The 15,355-nt window shown below is 56.2% G+C and carries 10 protein-coding genes; 5 read left to right on the top strand and 5 right to left on the bottom strand.

Going from position 1 to position 15,355, the window contains the following annotated elements:
• Positions 1–291 precede the first annotated feature (291 nt).
• From ACNT1W_RS01100 to ACNT1W_RS01085, 4 genes are all read left to right on the top strand, one after another.
• Positions 292–927: a TetR/AcrR family transcriptional regulator gene (locus ACNT1W_RS01100; protein WP_261133087.1), complete on the top strand. Its 636-nt coding sequence runs from the start codon at positions 292–294 to the stop codon at positions 925–927.
• 405 nt (positions 928–1,332) lie between these two features.
• Entirely contained in the window at positions 1,333–4,434 is a 3,102-nt protein-coding gene (locus ACNT1W_RS01095) for an autotransporter outer membrane beta-barrel domain-containing protein (protein ID WP_419246304.1), read from the top strand.
• A gap of 68 nt (positions 4,435–4,502) precedes the next feature.
• The gene (locus ACNT1W_RS01090; protein WP_419246303.1) at positions 4,503–7,604 is read left to right on the top strand and encodes an autotransporter outer membrane beta-barrel domain-containing protein; all 3,102 of its coding nucleotides are present in this window, start codon (positions 4,503–4,505) and stop codon (positions 7,602–7,604) included.
• Positions 7,605–8,076: 472 nt separating this feature from the next.
• Entirely contained in the window at positions 8,077–8,928 is an 852-nt protein-coding gene (locus tag ACNT1W_RS01085) for a helix-turn-helix domain-containing protein (protein WP_012147410.1), read from the top strand.
• Here ACNT1W_RS01085 and ACNT1W_RS01080 read toward each other — a convergent pair.
• The 4 genes from ACNT1W_RS01080 to ACNT1W_RS01065 all read right to left on the bottom strand — a co-directional run bounded on the left by ACNT1W_RS01080 (position 8,918) and on the right by ACNT1W_RS01065 (position 13,801).
• A complete protein-coding gene (locus ACNT1W_RS01080) occupies positions 8,918–10,702 on the bottom strand; it encodes a hybrid sensor histidine kinase/response regulator (protein ID WP_129939700.1) in 1,785 nt (594 codons plus the stop codon). The two genes, ACNT1W_RS01085 and ACNT1W_RS01080, sit on opposite strands and share 11 nt — an antisense overlap.
• Positions 10,699–11,193, bottom strand: a complete 495-nt coding sequence (locus ACNT1W_RS01075) for a molybdopterin-dependent oxidoreductase (protein WP_112363550.1) — start codon at positions 11,191–11,193, stop codon at positions 10,699–10,701. The genes ACNT1W_RS01080 and ACNT1W_RS01075 overlap by 4 nt, the downstream gene beginning before the upstream one ends.
• 158 nt (positions 11,194–11,351) lie before the next feature.
• Positions 11,352–12,704 (bottom strand): glutathione-disulfide reductase, encoded by a 1,353-nt coding sequence (gorA, locus tag ACNT1W_RS01070; protein ID WP_112363549.1) that lies wholly within the window; start codon positions 12,702–12,704, stop codon positions 11,352–11,354.
• Between the two features lie 254 nt (positions 12,705–12,958).
• On the bottom strand, positions 12,959–13,801 hold the full coding sequence (locus tag ACNT1W_RS01065) for a 23S rRNA (adenine(2030)-N(6))-methyltransferase RlmJ (protein ID WP_012147387.1): 843 nt from the start codon (positions 13,799–13,801) through the stop codon (positions 12,959–12,961).
• Between the two features lie 135 nt (positions 13,802–13,936).
• Between ACNT1W_RS01065 and ACNT1W_RS01060 the strand changes: the two genes are divergently transcribed.
• Positions 13,937–14,341, top strand: a complete 405-nt coding sequence (locus tag ACNT1W_RS01060) for an ASCH domain-containing protein (RefSeq protein ID WP_419246302.1) — start codon at positions 13,937–13,939, stop codon at positions 14,339–14,341.
• On the opposite strand, the gene ACNT1W_RS01055 is transcribed toward ACNT1W_RS01060, so the two are convergent.
• Positions 14,342–15,253: a LysR family transcriptional regulator gene (locus ACNT1W_RS01055; protein WP_261139723.1), complete on the bottom strand. Its 912-nt coding sequence runs from the start codon at positions 15,251–15,253 to the stop codon at positions 14,342–14,344.
• Between the last annotated feature and the right edge of the window lie 102 nt (positions 15,254–15,355).

Raw genomic sequence — 15,355 nt, 5'->3', positions numbered from 1 at the left:
CACGCTGTTTGATAATTTTATTATAATTTAATTAGTTATCTAAATTGAATCCCTGGTGCTGACTAAGGTTGCTGAGCGTAGTCGGTGAATTCATCATCATAATGAGACTGTAGTATCATTTATGCAAGTGGGTTTGATGGAAAAATGAGATTAATGTCTCATTAGCTAAGTGAAAGGATAGAATTGCGTCTTCTCCTGGATAGCACAGAGTCAGGCAAGTTTGTTACAGTGGGCTATATTTGCCTGAGCTCTTGTTCTGGCCTGCGTTAGATTGGTGAGAAAGGGGTCATCGTGCCATTAAATCTACCCGAAAATTTGACTCATACACGAGCCAGAACCCGCAAGCTGTTGCTCGCCAGCGCGATGGTATTGTTCGATGGTGGGGCCTTTCCCTCCATTACTGAATTGGCCCAGCACGCGCAGGTTTCCCGCGCGACGGCCTATCGTTATTTTCCTACTCAGAGCGCATTGATCACGGCGGTGGTTGCAGAGAGTTTGGGACCTATTCTTGAATGGCGGCCGATAGACAATGATGCTGGGGCGCGGATCCAACAATTACTGAGTTTTGCTTATCCGCAAATGGAGCAACATGAGGGCGCTTTGCGCGCGGCATTGCTATTGTCCCTCCAGCAATGGGCCGAGGCACAATCGAGCACCATTAAACCTGTTGAAAAGTTCGTCCGCGGCAACCGCAAACGGCTGCTGAATCTGGCAGTAGAGCCGTTGCAGGATAAACTACCGCCCGAGGCGTTACAGCGGGTGATTCATTCTTTCTCGCTGATCTATGGTTCGGAAGTTTTCCTGGTACTGAAAGATATTTGGGGACTGGATCTCGGTGGCATCCAGGATGTGACGCAATGGATGGCGAAAGCCATTATTCGCCAGGCTGAAGAAGATGCGATGAACAGCAGAAAACCGCTAGCATGATAGTCCAATTTTTACGGTCATTCTCGGCGAAAACCAGCACATTTCACTGAGTGAGTATTGGCAATAGTTATAATTAAAACTGATAAAAAGAGCGTCTTAAGCATTTTTTTACCGGCCGCATGGAGATGTCCCTGCGGCCTTTTTTGTTTCTATTATCCCTATTTTTCATTGAATTATATTTTATCCTCAGCACCCTAAATTCACGCTTCTCGCTGGTGATAGCCATCGAAGATCCTTATGCCTTTCCCCCTGTTTTCTCGATCCTTAGATTTGCCGTTTAGGTCATCCAGTGCCTTGACCCATTAGGCGCGCTTGAGATTGTTGTGCTTTATTTATTTGGTGTTACGAAACTGTTACACAAAAAATCAATAAGACATTTGCAAACAACAATGGACGGTATCTGGGATGGAAAATAGACGTAGAGGAGTCAAGCCTGTTCAGGCGGCCTTCGGCTGGCCTGAAATTGGTGTTAATCGCGCACAGTGGAGTGCTGTGCTTTTTTGTCTGGCGGCGATCGGTGGAGCGCAGGCTGCACCTTATGTAGAGAGCGGTAAGCCGGGCGATCCTGCGAGTTGGCGCAGTAATGAATTCAACGCCGAATGGGGCCTGGGAGCGATCCACGCCGATCAGGCCTACGCCGCCGGTTATAGCGGGAAAGGCGTAAAACTCGGCATTTTCGATCAACCGGTATATGCCAAACATCCGGAGTTTGCCAGCCAGGGCAAAGTGATCAATCTGGTCACTACCGGCATTCGCGAATACACCGACCCTTACATTCCGGTGAAAAAAGGCGACGTATTCCGCTATGACGGCACGCCGAGCGTGGATTCCGACGGCACCCTGGGTTCACACGGCACCCATGTGGGCGGCATTGCTGCCGGCAACCGCGATGGTGGTGAGATGCACGGCGTGGCGTTCAACGCACAAATCATCAGCGCGGAAAACGGCGACCCCGGGCCGGAAGACGGCATCATTCTCGGTAACGATGGCGCGGTGTACCAGGCCGGCTGGGATGCGTTGATCGCCAGTGGCGCGCGCATTATCAACAACAGCTGGGGTATTGGCATCACTGAGAAGTTTGATCAGGGCGGCAAGGATCCGGCCTATCCCCACTTCACGCTCGCCGACGCGCAAAAGCAATTCGATCAAATCAAACAGATCCTCGGCACAAAAGCCGGTGGCGCTTATCAGGGCGCGATCGATGCGGCACGCAGCGGCATCGTCACCATTTTTGCCGCCGGTAACGATTACAACCTCAATAACCCGGACGCCATGGCCGGGCTGGCCTATTTCGTGCCGGAGATAGCCCCTAACTGGCTGTCGGTCGCCAGTCTGCAGGATCCGAATAACACCGGCGACTACAGCATCAGCACCTTCTCCTCCCGCTGTGGCTATACCGCCAGCTTCTGCGTTGCCGCGCCGGGCAGCAAGGTGTACAGCTCAATCATCGAAGGCAACAGCGTAGATAACCTGACCACCGGTTATGCCAAATACAGCGGGACCTCAATGGCGGCGCCACACGTGGCCGGCAGCATTGCGGTGCTGATGGAGCGCTTCCCGTACATGACCGGCGCACAGGTTGCCTCGGTGCTGAAGACCACCACCACCGATATGGGCGCACCGGGTATCGATGCGCTGTACGGCTGGGGGATGATCAATCTGGGCAAGGCGATTAACGGTCCGGGCATGTTTGTTACCGAGCAGGATATTCCTGAAGAGTTTCGGGTTAGCGGCGCTTACGGCCCGGAGCAGTTCGTGGTGAATCTGCCGGGCGTCGGTGCGGTGCTGGACAAGGGCAAACCGACCGAACGCGTGTGTGACGATACGCATTGCGGGTTGGATGTCTGGAGCAACAACATTTCCGGTCACGGCGGCCTGACCAAACAGGGTATCGGCACCCTGGTGCTGACCGGCAACAACAGCTACGCGGGGTCGACGCTGATCAATCAGGGCCTGCTGGCAATCAACGGCTCGGTGACTTCCGACGTCACGGTGCAAAACGCCGGCGTGCTGGGCGGTTCCGGCACGGTCGGTTCACTGAGGGCTCGCAGCGGCGGTACCGTGGCACCGGGCAACTCGATCGGTACGCTGAACGTGACGCGTAACGTCAGCTTCGAGCCGGGTTCCCGCTATGCGGTGGAAGTGGCGCCCAATGGCCAGAGCGATCGGATCCAAAGCAGCGGATCGGCGACGATCGGCGGCGGTGAAGTCGTGGTGTTGCAGGAACAAAACGCCAATCTGCTGTCGCAAAGTGAAGTCCGCAGCCTGCTGGGCCAGCAGTACAACATTCTGGCCGCTCAGCAGGGTATCAGCGGGCAGTTTGATTCGGTGGCTCCAAACTACCTGTTCCTGGGTACCGGGCTGACTTACCAACCCAATCAGGTCACGCTGAACGTTGGCCGTAACGACACCTCCTTTGCCAGCGTGGCCGCCACTCAGAACGAGCGTGCGGTAGCGGCAGCGGCGGATGCCCTGGCGGCGGGCAACCCGGTGTACGAGAGCATCCTCAATGCTGGCTCTACAGGGGAAGCGCGTCAGGCGTTCCGTCAGTTGTCCGGGCAGATCCACGCGGATATCGCCTCGGCACAGGTTAACGACAGCCGTTATCTGCGTGACGCGTTGAACGGCCGTCTGCGACAGGCGGAAGGGCTGGCAACCTCGCCGGACATCAAGGCGGACGACGACGGCGGTGCCTGGGCGCAGTTACTGGGGGCCTGGGACCATGCGTCGGGCGATGCCAATGCGACGGGCTATCAGGCATCGACCTACGGCGTGCTGGTGGGGCTGGACTCGGCGCTGGCGGACGACTGGCGGCTGGGGGTGGCGACCGGTTACACCCGCACCTCGCTGGACGGCGGCTACGGCTCGAATGCCGACAGCGACAACTACCACCTGGCAGTGTACGGCGGCAAACAGTTCGGTGAACTGGCGCTGCGTGCCGGTGGGGGCTACACCTGGCACCGCTTCGATACCTCGCGTTCGGTCAATTACGGCATGCAGTCAGATCGGGAAACCGCGAAATACAGTGCGCGCACCGAGCAGGTGTTTGCCGAAGCGGGTTACAGCGTGAAGGCTGATTGGGTGAATCTGGAGCCGTTCGCCAACCTGGCGTACATCAACTTCCAGAACAACGGTATCTCGGAGGACGGCGGCGCGGCGGCGCTGCACGGCGACAAACAGCACACCGACGCCACGGTATCGACGCTGGGGCTGCGTGCGGATACCGAGTGGCAGGCGAGCAAAACCACGTCGGTGGCGCTGCGCAGCGAACTGGGCTGGCAGCATCAGTACGGCGACCTGGATCGCGGTACCGGGCTGCGCTTCAACGGGGGTAATTCCCCGTTCGTGGTGAACAGCGTGTCGGCCTCGCGTGACGGTGCGGTGCTGAAAGCCAGTGCGGAAGTGGCGGTGAACAAGAACGCCACGCTGTCGCTGGGCTACGGCGGGTTGCTGTCGCAAAACTACCAGGACAACAGCGTCAACGCTGGCTTCACCTGGAAATTCTGATCTTAAAAAACAGAGGGACAAACCGCCTCGTCGGGGGGCGGTTTGACTAAAACAAAAAGGATAAGGGAATGAAGCAAGCTACAGGAAAGAATAAACCGGCATTGACGCCGACATGGAAACTGAACGCCTTGCTGTGCGCGCTGTTGGCGGCCGGTGGCGTACAGGCTGCGCCCTATACGGAAGGCGGTAAGTCAGGCGATCCGGCAAGCTGGCGTAGTAATGAATTCAACGCCAACTGGGGGTTGGGGGCGATTCACGCTGACGAGGCCTATGCCGCGGGTTATACCGGTAAAGGGCAAAAGGTGGGCATCTTTGATACCCCGGTGAACAAACACCCTGAATTCGCCGGTGACGGCAAACTGGTGAACGTGGTGACCCAGGGGAACCGCGCCTATACCGATCCGCATCGGAAGGGGATTAAGGCCGGCGATCGTTTTTACTTCGACGGCACCTTCCATTTCTATAATGGCGATGGAGTGACGCTGGTTAACCACGGCGTACATGTGGCCGGCATCAGCGGGGCCAATCGCGACGGTACCGGCATGCATGGCGTGGCCTTTGATTCACAGGTCATCAGCGTTGATAACGACAATGATGGCCCGGCCTATGGCGAATTCCTCGGGCTGGATGGTAGCGTAACCAACGCCGGTTGGCAGGCGATGATCAACAATGGCGTGCGGGTTATCAATAACAGTTGGGGCGTCAGTATTCCCGATTTCTTATCGGATAATGGCAAAAAACCAGACGCGCTGCATTTCGAACTGAAAGACGCACAGGAACAGTTTGATCAGGTGAAACCGCTGCTGGGCAGCTTGGCGGGAGCGGGGTATCAGGGCGCGATCGATGCGGCACGTAAAAACATTTTGGTCTTGTTCGCCGCCGGTAACGACGGCAACTACAACCAACCTGACGTGATCAGCGGTCTGGCCTATTTTGTGCCGGATATTGCTCCTAACTGGCTGTCGGTTGCCAGCGTCGCACAGGATGATGCCTCCACCAACAGCGTGCCTTATACCATCAGCAGCTTCTCTTCACGCTGCGGCTATACCGCCAGTTTCTGCGTCTCGTCACCGGGCAGTAAAATCTACAGCACCGTGGCCAACGGTTCCGATCCGAATCAATTGGTCTCGGATTATGGCAATAAAAATGGGACCTCAATGGCGACGCCGCACGTGACCGGCGCGGTTGCCGTGTTACTGCAGCGTTTCCCGTACATGACGTCGGCGCAAATTGCCGACGTGTTGAAGACCACCGCCACCGATATGGGCGCACCGGGGATCGATGCGCTGTACGGCTGGGGGATGATCAATCTGGGCAAGGCGATTAACGGTCCGGGCATGTTCTATACCGTCGAAGACATTCCTGAAGAGTTCCGCATTCCGGATCCGACAGGCGTGGCTTACGGCTCGTCACAGTTTGTCGCCAACATTCCCGGCTTCGGGGCGCAAATCGATCAAGGCACGCTGCAGGCTCGTATTTGTGATGACTACCACTGTTCGGTGGAGGTCTATTCCAATGACATCTACGGCCATGGCGGCCTGACCAAGGAAGGCCAGGGGGCGCTGGTACTGACCGGCACCAATACCTATACCGGCCCGACCTGGGTAAATACCGGCCTGCTGGCGGTTAACGGTTCGGTCACATCAGACGTCACGGTGCAAAACAGCGGCGTGCTGAGTGGTTCCGGTACGGTCGGGTCACTGACCGCCCGCAGCGGCGGTACCGTGGCACCGGGCAACTCGATCGGCACGCTGAACGTGACGCGTAACGTCAGCTTCGACCCGGGTTCCCGTTATGTGGTGGAAGTGGCACCCAATGGCCAGAGCGATCGGATCCAAAGCAGCGGATCGGCAACGATCGGTGGCGGTGAAGTCGCTGTTTCGCTGGAGAACAGCACCAATCTGCTGTCGCAAAGCGAAGTCCGCAGCCTGCTCGGCCAGCAGTACAACATTCTGACCGCTCAGCAGGGTATCAGCGGGCAGTTTGATTCGGTGGCTCCAAACTACCTGTTCCTGGGCACCGGGCTGACTTATCAACCCAATCAGGTCACGCTGAACGTTGGCCGTAATGACACCTCCTTTGCCAGCGTGGCAGCAACTCAGAACGAGCGCGCGGTAGCGGCAGCGGCGGATGCCCTGGCGGCGGGCAACCCGGTGTACGAGAGCATCCTCAATGCTGGCTCTACAGGGGAAGCGCGTCAGGCATTCCGTCAACTGTCCGGGCAGATCCATGCGGATATTGCCTCGGCACAGGTTAACGACAGCCGTTATCTGCGTGATGCGCTGAACGGCCGTCTGCGGCAGGCGGAAGGGCTGGCAACCTCGCCGGACATCAAGGTGGACGACGACGGCGGTGCCTGGGCGCAACTGCTGGGGGCCTGGGACCATGCGTCGGGCGATGCCAATGCGACGGGCTATCAGGCATCGACCTACGGCGTGCTGGTGGGGCTGGACTCGGCGCTGGCGGACGACTGGCGGTTAGGGGTGGCAACCGGCTACACCCGCACCTCGCTGGATGGCGGCTACGGCTCGAATGCCGACAGCGACAACTACCACCTGGCGGTATACGGCGGCAAACAGTTCGGTGAACTGGCGCTGCGTGCCGGTGGGGGCTACACCTGGCACCGCTTCGATACCTCGCGCTCGGTCAATTACGGCATGCAGTCAGATCGGGAAACCGCGAAATACAGTGCGCGCACCGAGCAGGTGTTTGCCGAGGCGGGTTACAGCGTGAAGGCTGATTGGGTGAATCTGGAGCCGTTCGCCAACCTGGCGTACATCAACTTCCAGAACAACGGTATCTCGGAGGACGGCGGGGCGGCGGCGCTGCAGGGCGACAAGCAACACACCGACGCGACCGTCTCGACGCTGGGGCTGCGTGCGGATACCGAGTGGCAGGCGAGCAAAACCACCAGCGTGGCGCTGCGCAGCGAACTGGGTTGGCAGCATCAGTACGGCGATTTGGATCGCGGCACCGGGCTGCGCTTCAACGGGGGTAATTCCCCGTTCGTGGTGAACAGCGTGTCGGCCTCGCGTGACGGTGCGGTGCTGAAAGCCAGTGCGGAAGTGGCGGTGAACAAGAACGCCACGCTGTCGCTGGGCTACGGCGGGTTACTGTCGCAAAACTACCAGGACAACAGCGTCAACGCCGGTTTCACCTGGAAGTTCTGATCCCCCTATCTTAATTTTGTTAACGAACACTGGGGCCAGCTTGCTGGCCCTATTTTTTTGGATTTTAACGGGGTGATGACGGAGGGAAAACGTATGATGCATCACGCCGCTTTGCGGTAAAAACGACAAAAAAAAACGGGACCCTTGCGGATCCCGGTTCAAAACGCGGTAAAACAGATTAGCGCTACGGCCCAAATTACGACGAGGATCTATTGCATACATTCTCTCACGTCGTAACTGAAACGAGCTTTCCCTGGTGTCATTATGATTATTGGTGATGCGATCTTACTATTGTTATATTTTTATTGTGGTGTTGCTGTGTGTCTCTTCTGATACCATGTTTGACTATATAATGTGGTATGTCAAGCAATGTTTAGGTTATACATTGTACCATATACCAGTTTTGGATCGCTTTTTTGCACGGCAAGTATGAAAACGACTGAAAAAACAGCAAAAAAAATCGAAGGAAAAAATGGATAACAATCACCAGAAATTCGATTCACAGTCGATAGCAAACCGGGTCAGGGAACTGTTTGTACATTATGGGATTGGTAAGCGTCAGCATGCCAAAGAGCTCAGCCGCATTCTGGATCTGAGTTTTTCGCATGCGCATCGTAAGCTGAAGGGGCAAAGTCCCTGGACTCTGGAGCAAATTAACAACGTCGCTGCGGCATTAGGGGAAACGCCCGCCGCGATCGTGGACACCGGCCCTGAAAATGTCATCTCTGCGCAAACTATGGTGCGAGATGCCATCTTTTACGTGGGTGGTGTGGAACTGGGTTGTGTGGCTTATATCGGCCATGAGCTGGTTGGCGGACGTTCGTCGGAATATGTCGCGTTGCAGCAGGCGGGGCAATGGTGTCTTTATCGTGCGGATGATGCGCCGCTGGGGCAGCGTTTTTGCGTGGAGCTGATCGAGCTTCGCTCAGCCGCCGTCGAAGATGAGCGCCTGAGCATTGCGGTACTTGATGATTCACATCAGGCGGCCGATGAGCTGACCAAATACCTAAACAGCCGTGGTTTTCATGCGGTGGCATTTTATGATGTCAGCAGTTTTAACCTGGCGTTGCAGCAGAGCCTGTTCGATGGTTATGTGGTCGACTGGTTGATTGGTCAGGAAACGGCAGACCAATGTATTGCAGCCATCCGCGCCTCGGATAACCCGGATGCGCCGGTTCTGGTTCTCACCGGCCAGTTAGGGACCGATCAGCGCGAATCTGAAATCGCCAGGGCGATGCGCGACTATGACGTACTGGGCCCTTATGAAAAGCCAGTACGGCTCCATGTGATTGAAGCCGCACTGTTGCGCTGTTTTAATCTCTAGCGGCCAGCAGTGAAGCCAGTGCGGAAGACAACGCGTCCAGCCTGACCGGCTTCATCAGGTAATTGTCGAACAGCGCCCGCTGTTCGGCAGACAGTTGTTCCGGGGTGTAAGCGCTAATGCCCACGATCGGAATACCACGGTTGGGGCCACGTTGGCTGCGTAATTGTTTAGCCAGCGCGGCACCGTCAATGCCGGGCATTTGCAGATCCAGCAGTAATGCGTCATAAGGGCGACGGAGCAGCTTTTGCAGCGCCCGTTCCGACGAATTGCACAGTTCATGTTGATAGCCGAGCTTGTCCAGCAGCGCCGCGAAGGCGTCACTCACCGATTTGTTGTCATCAACCACCAAAATATGCCGCTGTTTTTGCAGCAGGCCCTGGTGGTGGTGAGGTATTTCGTCGAGCCGTTCTTCGTTGCTGACTTCAACCGGAATACTGACGATGAAGGTGCTGCCTTTTTTGGGCTCACTGTAGACGGTAATGCTGCCGTCGAGCAGCGTGACCAGTCCGTGTACAATCGCCAACCCCATGCCGACGCCGCCATACTGCCGGGTATGCGACTGATCGAGCTGGGTGAAGGGCTGGAATATCTGGTCGAGCATCTCCTTTTCGATACCGATACCGGTATCCGTGACCTCAATAATCAATGCATTGCCGTTAGGCTGGCGCCGCAGGCTGCTATACAGCGTGATGGTGCCGCTTTCGGTATATTTGAACGCGTTGGTCAGCAGGTTGACGATAATTTGCCTGATGCGCAGTGGGTCGGAATGTATCTGCAGATGACCGCACTCCACTTCACACAACAGCGTCACCTGATCTTTCTGACTCAGCGTATTGATTTCATTAGCCGTTTCCTCGACCAGCCGCTGAACGTCGAAGGGGGCGATGCGCAGCTCCATCATTCCGCTGTCCAGGTGCGCGTAATCGGTCAGATCTTTCATCTGGCTTTCAATTTGCTGCGCGGCAGTTTCCAGACGTTGGAAGGTGTCCGCATGTTCGGCCGACACCTTGGTATTCACCAGCACATCAATGGCAGACATAATACTTTGCAGCGAGGTGCGCAGTTCGTGACCAATGGCCCCCAGGAAGGCGTTTTTGGTGCGAGTGGCTTTCTCCGCCTCAATCGCTTTGGCCTGCTGCCGGATTGTCAGGCGCTGCTGGCGCAGCACAATCAGGGTGATGGCGATCAGCGCGATCACCGAGAACATCACGATCACCAGACCATAAAAAATGATGTGTCGTTTTTCGATATAGTCTTCGTAGGCGGCGGTGCGCTGCTTCACTTCAGCGTGATCGGTCAGGTTGGCCATCTCAATCGCATAGGGCTTGATTTGCCTCATGGCCTGCGAAATCAACGAGAAATCAATCTTCGGGCTGTTGAGCAAATGATCAATCTGATCCATTTTCTCGCGCATGTGCGTGACCACCTCGGGATAACCCGGTTCGGCGTACAGTGGCTGGGTGGATTCGGACACCGTTTCCAGCACGTAAAAGCGAGAGTAAAGGATTTCAAATTTAAGCCGCAGATCCTCGGCGTCCACCTGCGGCGCATTTTTCAGCTGTTCGACCAGCGTATCAAACTCGGCCAGCTTGATGGAGAACTTGGCGATCGACCAGGAGTAATTCTCCTGGGTGCCGGCGATAGCATACAGCCCCTTCTTTGACAGGGTTGCGCTGTAGTAATACAGCGTCACCGTAGAGGCAACCAAAAACAGTGCGGCAAAAATAGCCGGGATCGCCAGCCTGCTGTTGCTTTTAAACCCTGTGAGCTTCATTTGATCACAATCCTGTCCACTTGCCAGATAAAGCGTGAGTTGTAGAGCGGGGAATTCAACTCAGGCCCTGCGGCATCCCTGGGATAAACCAAAAACAGCGGGCCGAAGTTTCTGATCTTCAGCATTTCGCCGTCCATCTTGTAAGCCAAAATCATATTGTATTTCTCGACGTCGGACAGCGGCACGTCGATGTAATAATCGTTCAGCGCATAAAACGTCAGCGTGCTGCCCTTGGCCCCGACACGCGCCAAAATGTCCGCCACGGCAACCCCTTCGAACTTTCTTTGCGGCGTCCAGGAGGTTGAGGTGGTGATGCTGCTCACCGGCATCGCCAACAGTTGTTTATCGGTAAACAGGTAGTTTTTCTTTACCGGGTCGGTGGTGTTTTGGATGTTGCCCGAGACTTCCAGAGTAAAACTCAGTGCGCTGGATTGGACGACCATCAACGCAACAAATGCCAACGTGATGTTTTTAAATAACTTGAACAGCATCGGTGTCCTCCCGTGTCGCGGATGCTTGCATGAGCTCCGCCCATTGATCAGGCAAAATAATGGCAGAAAATAACAGTTTGTGTTGAAGGAAAGGGCAAAGAGCACGAAAAGAAAAGGCCAGGGATTGCCCTGGCCTCGGTTTGTGCTGATTTTTGCGCTTAACGCATGGTAACGAACTCTTCCGCAGCGGTCGGGTGGATCGCGACGGTGTTGTCGAAGTCTTTTTTGGTGGCGCCCATTTTAATCGCCACGGCGAAGCCCTGCAGGATCTCGTCCATGCCGAAGCCAATGCCGTGCAGGCCAACAATCTTCTCTTCCTTACCCACGCACACCAGCTTCATGCGGCACGGCTGGCGGTGTTGCGTTACGGCGCTGTACATGGCGGTAAATGAAGATTTATACACTTTCACGCTGTCCGCGCCGAATTTCTCGATTGCTTCCGGTTCGGTCAGGCCGATAGTGCCGATCGGCGGGTGGCTGAACACTACGGTGGCGATGTTGCTGTAATCCAGGTGTTCTTCTGGTTTGTTGTTAAACAAACGCTCGGACAGACGGCGGCCTGCGGCCACGGCAACCGGGGTCAGTTCAACGGCACCGGTGTTGTCGCCCACCGCGTAAATGCCTTTTACGTTGGTGTTCTGGTATTTATCGACGTCGATATAGCCATTTTCGTTGGTTTTCACCCCGGTCACGGCCAGGTTCAGGTTATCGGTCGCCGGTTCACGGCCGATCGCCCACACCAGGCTGTCGACGGTGAATTCTTTGCCGTTTTCCAACTGCAATGTCAGGCTGCCGTCGGCGTTTTTAACGATGGCCTTCGGCACCGATTCGGTGTGCAGGCTTGGCCCTTCGGTGTTCATCACTTCCACCAGGGTTTCGACAATCATCGGATCGAAGCTGCGCAGCGGTGCGTGTTTACGCACGAACAGGTGCGTCTCGGCACCCAGCGCGTTCATCACGCCGGCGATTTCCACCGCGATATAGCCCGCGCCCACGACCGCAACGCGTTTTGGCATCGCGTCCAACTCGAAGAAACCGTCGGAGTCGATGCCGTATTCTGCGCCCGGAATGTCTGGGTGGCTTGGGCGTCCGCCAGTGGCGATCAGAATATGATCGGCGGTGATTTTCTCACCGTTGACTTCCACCGTGTTAGCGTCGATAAAGCGCGCAAAGCCTTTGATCACGTCGACTTTGTTTTTGCCCAGCACGTTGTCGTAGGAATTATGGATGCGGTCGATATAGGCGGTGCGGTTAGCCACCAGCTTTTTCCAGTCAAAGGCATTGACGGTGGTATCGAAACCGTAATCCGGGCCGTACATATGAATGGCCTCGGCGATTTGCGCCGCATGCCACATAACTTTTTTCGGTACACAACCCACGTTGACGCAGGTGCCGCCCAGTTCTTTGGCTTCAATCAGTGCGCATTTCTGGCCATACATGGCTGCCCGGTTGATCGATGCGATGCCGCCGCTGCCGCCGCCAATTGCTAGATAATCGTAATGTTTGGTCATCTGGGATTTCCATGAATTGTGTGAATCGAAGAGCGTAAGAGTTTAACGCCTGATGCAGGTTTGTCGCAAAGGTTGCGTCGATGGTTGCGATAGGTGGGGTATACCCGTCATCTTTCAAGTTGCAGCGTTGTTATCTGCACTCGCTCACCCCAGTTACTTACTTAAGTAAGCGCCTGGGGATGAGCGAGTTGGCCGCCTAGCTGCAACTTGAAAGCTATAGGGTATAAAGGCGCGGCAGGCCGCGCCCCGGAAGCTTATTCCGGCACCACCCAGTTCACCAAATGGTGACCATGGCCCGACGGCACCAATATTTTGTGCAGCCATGGCAGCACGTTTTTCATTTGTTGTTCCAGCTTCCACGGCGGATTAATCACGATCATGCCAGAGGCAGTCATGCCGCGTTGGTCGCTGTCGGGTTTTACCGCCAGTTCGATCTGCAGAATATTTCGGATGCCGGTGGCTTCCAGCTCTTTGAGCATACGTTTGATCTGCTGGCGCATCACCACCGGATACCACAGCGCGTAAGTGCCGGTGGCAAAGCGCTTGTAGCCTTCCTGCAGGCCTTTGATCACGTCCTGATAATCGGTCTTCATCTCGTACGGCGGATCCATCAGGATCAGCCCACGGCGTGACAGTGGCGGCAACTGGGATTTCAACTGTTGGTAGCCATCGGCGCGTTGCACCTTGGCGCGTTCGTCCTTCTGAAATTCGCTGCGCAGCAGTGGGAAGTCGCTCGGGTGCAGCTCGGTCAGGTGGATTTTATCCTGCGGGCGCAGCAGCTGGCGGGCAATCAGCGGTGAGCCAGGGTAGTAGCGCAGCTTTTCGGTACGGTTAAAGTGGTGCACTACACCCATGTAGGCCGCCAGTTCTTCCGGCAGATCGTCACGTTGCCACAGCAGACCTATGCCTTCCAGGTATTCCCCGGTGCGTTCGGCGTGCTCACCGCTCAGCTGATAGCGCCCTGCGCCGGAATGGGTATCCAGGTACAGGAAGGGTTTGTCTTTTTCTTTCAGCGATTCAATGATCAGGCTCTGAACGGTGTGCTTGAGCACGTCGGCGTGGTTGCCGGCGTGGAAACTGTGGCGGTAACTTAACATGGCTTGTGGTAATTCCTTGTGCTCCCGACGGAGCGTGCTGAACAGAATAAAGGCTTATATTCTGCACAGTATAAACTGTCTGGGCGGGAAAAACCGGAATGCGTTACCGCAGACCCTCTATCAAGGAGCAGGACAATGACCGAATCGACTATTCTGGCTAAGTATCCCGGCGCATCGCGCTGGCAATTCGGCGACAGCCCGGCGCTGGCGGACGAGCTGTTGCAGTTGGTGCTCGACGGCGACAAAACCGCAACCTGTGGTTCCTATGTTGCCTATCAACAAGAGAAATCACCGATGGTCGGGGATTATAACGTGATCCTTAATGGCTGGGGTGAACCCGCCTGTGTCATCAGAACGCTTTCACTGAAGCTGACTCGTTACTGTGATGTCACCGCCGAGATGGCCGCGCTGGAAGGCGAGGGGGATAAGAGCCTGGCCTTCTGGCGTGAGGGACATCAGGCGTTTTTTACCCGAGAAGGCACTTTTTCGCCGCAAATGTGGCTGGTATTTGAAGAGTTTGACCTGGTCGATGTCCTCTAGTTACGCAGCTGATGACTCCAGGGCGGCAACCACCTGCTCGCGCAGCCAGCTATGGGCCGGATCCAGGTGCGATCGCTCATGCCAAACCATCACCATGTCATAGCCGGGTAGTTCCAGCGGCACCGGGCAGGTGCGCAGACTGCCGAGCAGTTCCCCCAGCATGCGTGAAGGCAGCATCGCGACCATATCGGATTTTGCCAGCAGCGCGGGAATGAACAGGAAGTGCGGCAGCGACATCACAACGCGCCGCGCTAATCCCTGTGCTTCCAGCAACGTGTCGGTCAGGGTACGGAAACCGCCACCGTCCTGTGAAACCATGACAAACTCCAACTGGCAGAACTGCTCGAGCGTAGGCGGTGTCTGCAATAACGGGTGGTCACGACGGCCTACCAGCAGGTAATTCTCGTGAAACAACGGGCGATGACGTAGCTCGGCGGGCGCCTCTTCACGGGCCAGAAAACCCAGGTCGATCACGCCGTCCGCCAGATCGCGACTCATGTTTTTGGGTGAAGCTTCGCGGATCGCCAGACGGGAATGGGGTGCCGCCAGCCGCAGTTTGGGCAGCATCGGCAGCAGGATGGCATATTCGGCCGCGTCGGCGGCGGCCAGTTGCCAGGTCATTTTGGCCTGTAGCGGATCAAACGGCTGTTCCGGTGCCACCAGGCGGCCGAGATCGGCCAGCGTCTGGCGCAGCGGCGTCAGCAGGCCGAGTGCGCGTGCCGTGGGCAACATGCCGCGTGAGCCGGGTAATAGCAGGGGATCATGGTAAATCTCGCGCAGTTTGGCGAGCTGAATGCTGACCGAGGGTTGGCTCAGGTTAAGGCGTGCGGCCGCCCGGGTTACGCTGCGCTCAGTGAGCAGCGCTTCCAGCGTGACCAATAAATTGAGATCGACCCGCTTTAAATTGTTGATAACTATTCCTCATATTAAATCTATCAATTTCAACTATAGCGTTAATCCCCCTACCGTGGAACGGACGGCGGAAAAGCCGACGAAACTGCTACGGATAAGGAC

The sequence above is a fragment of the Serratia sp. NFX21 genome, from assembly GCF_048517035.1.
GTDB lineage: Bacteria > Pseudomonadota > Gammaproteobacteria > Enterobacterales > Enterobacteriaceae > Serratia > Serratia quinivorans.
The sequence above is the reverse complement of the archived record's forward strand: the minus strand, read 5'-3'. Positions and strand labels throughout refer to the sequence as shown.

Bases quoted from the DNA above. Each gene is read 5' to 3' on its own strand.
- ACNT1W_RS01065 (WP_012147387.1), bottom strand. From the start codon at position 13,801: ATGTTAAGTTACCGCCACAGTTTCCACGCCGGCAACCACGCCGACGTG.
- ACNT1W_RS01085 (WP_012147410.1), top strand. From the start codon at position 8,077: ATGGATAACAATCACCAGAAATTCGATTCACAGTCGATAGCAAACCGG.
- ACNT1W_RS01060 (WP_419246302.1), top strand. From the start codon at position 13,937: ATGACCGAATCGACTATTCTGGCTAAGTATCCCGGCGCATCGCGCTGG.
- ACNT1W_RS01090 (WP_419246303.1), top strand. From the start codon at position 4,503: ATGAAGCAAGCTACAGGAAAGAATAAACCGGCATTGACGCCGACATGG.
- ACNT1W_RS01095 (WP_419246304.1), top strand. From the start codon at position 1,333: ATGGAAAATAGACGTAGAGGAGTCAAGCCTGTTCAGGCGGCCTTCGGC.
- gorA (WP_112363549.1), bottom strand. From the start codon at position 12,704: ATGACCAAACATTACGATTATCTAGCAATTGGCGGCGGCAGCGGCGGC.
- ACNT1W_RS01080 (WP_129939700.1), bottom strand. From the start codon at position 10,702: ATGAAGCTCACAGGGTTTAAAAGCAACAGCAGGCTGGCGATCCCGGCT.
- ACNT1W_RS01075 (WP_112363550.1), bottom strand. From the start codon at position 11,193: ATGCTGTTCAAGTTATTTAAAAACATCACGTTGGCATTTGTTGCGTTG.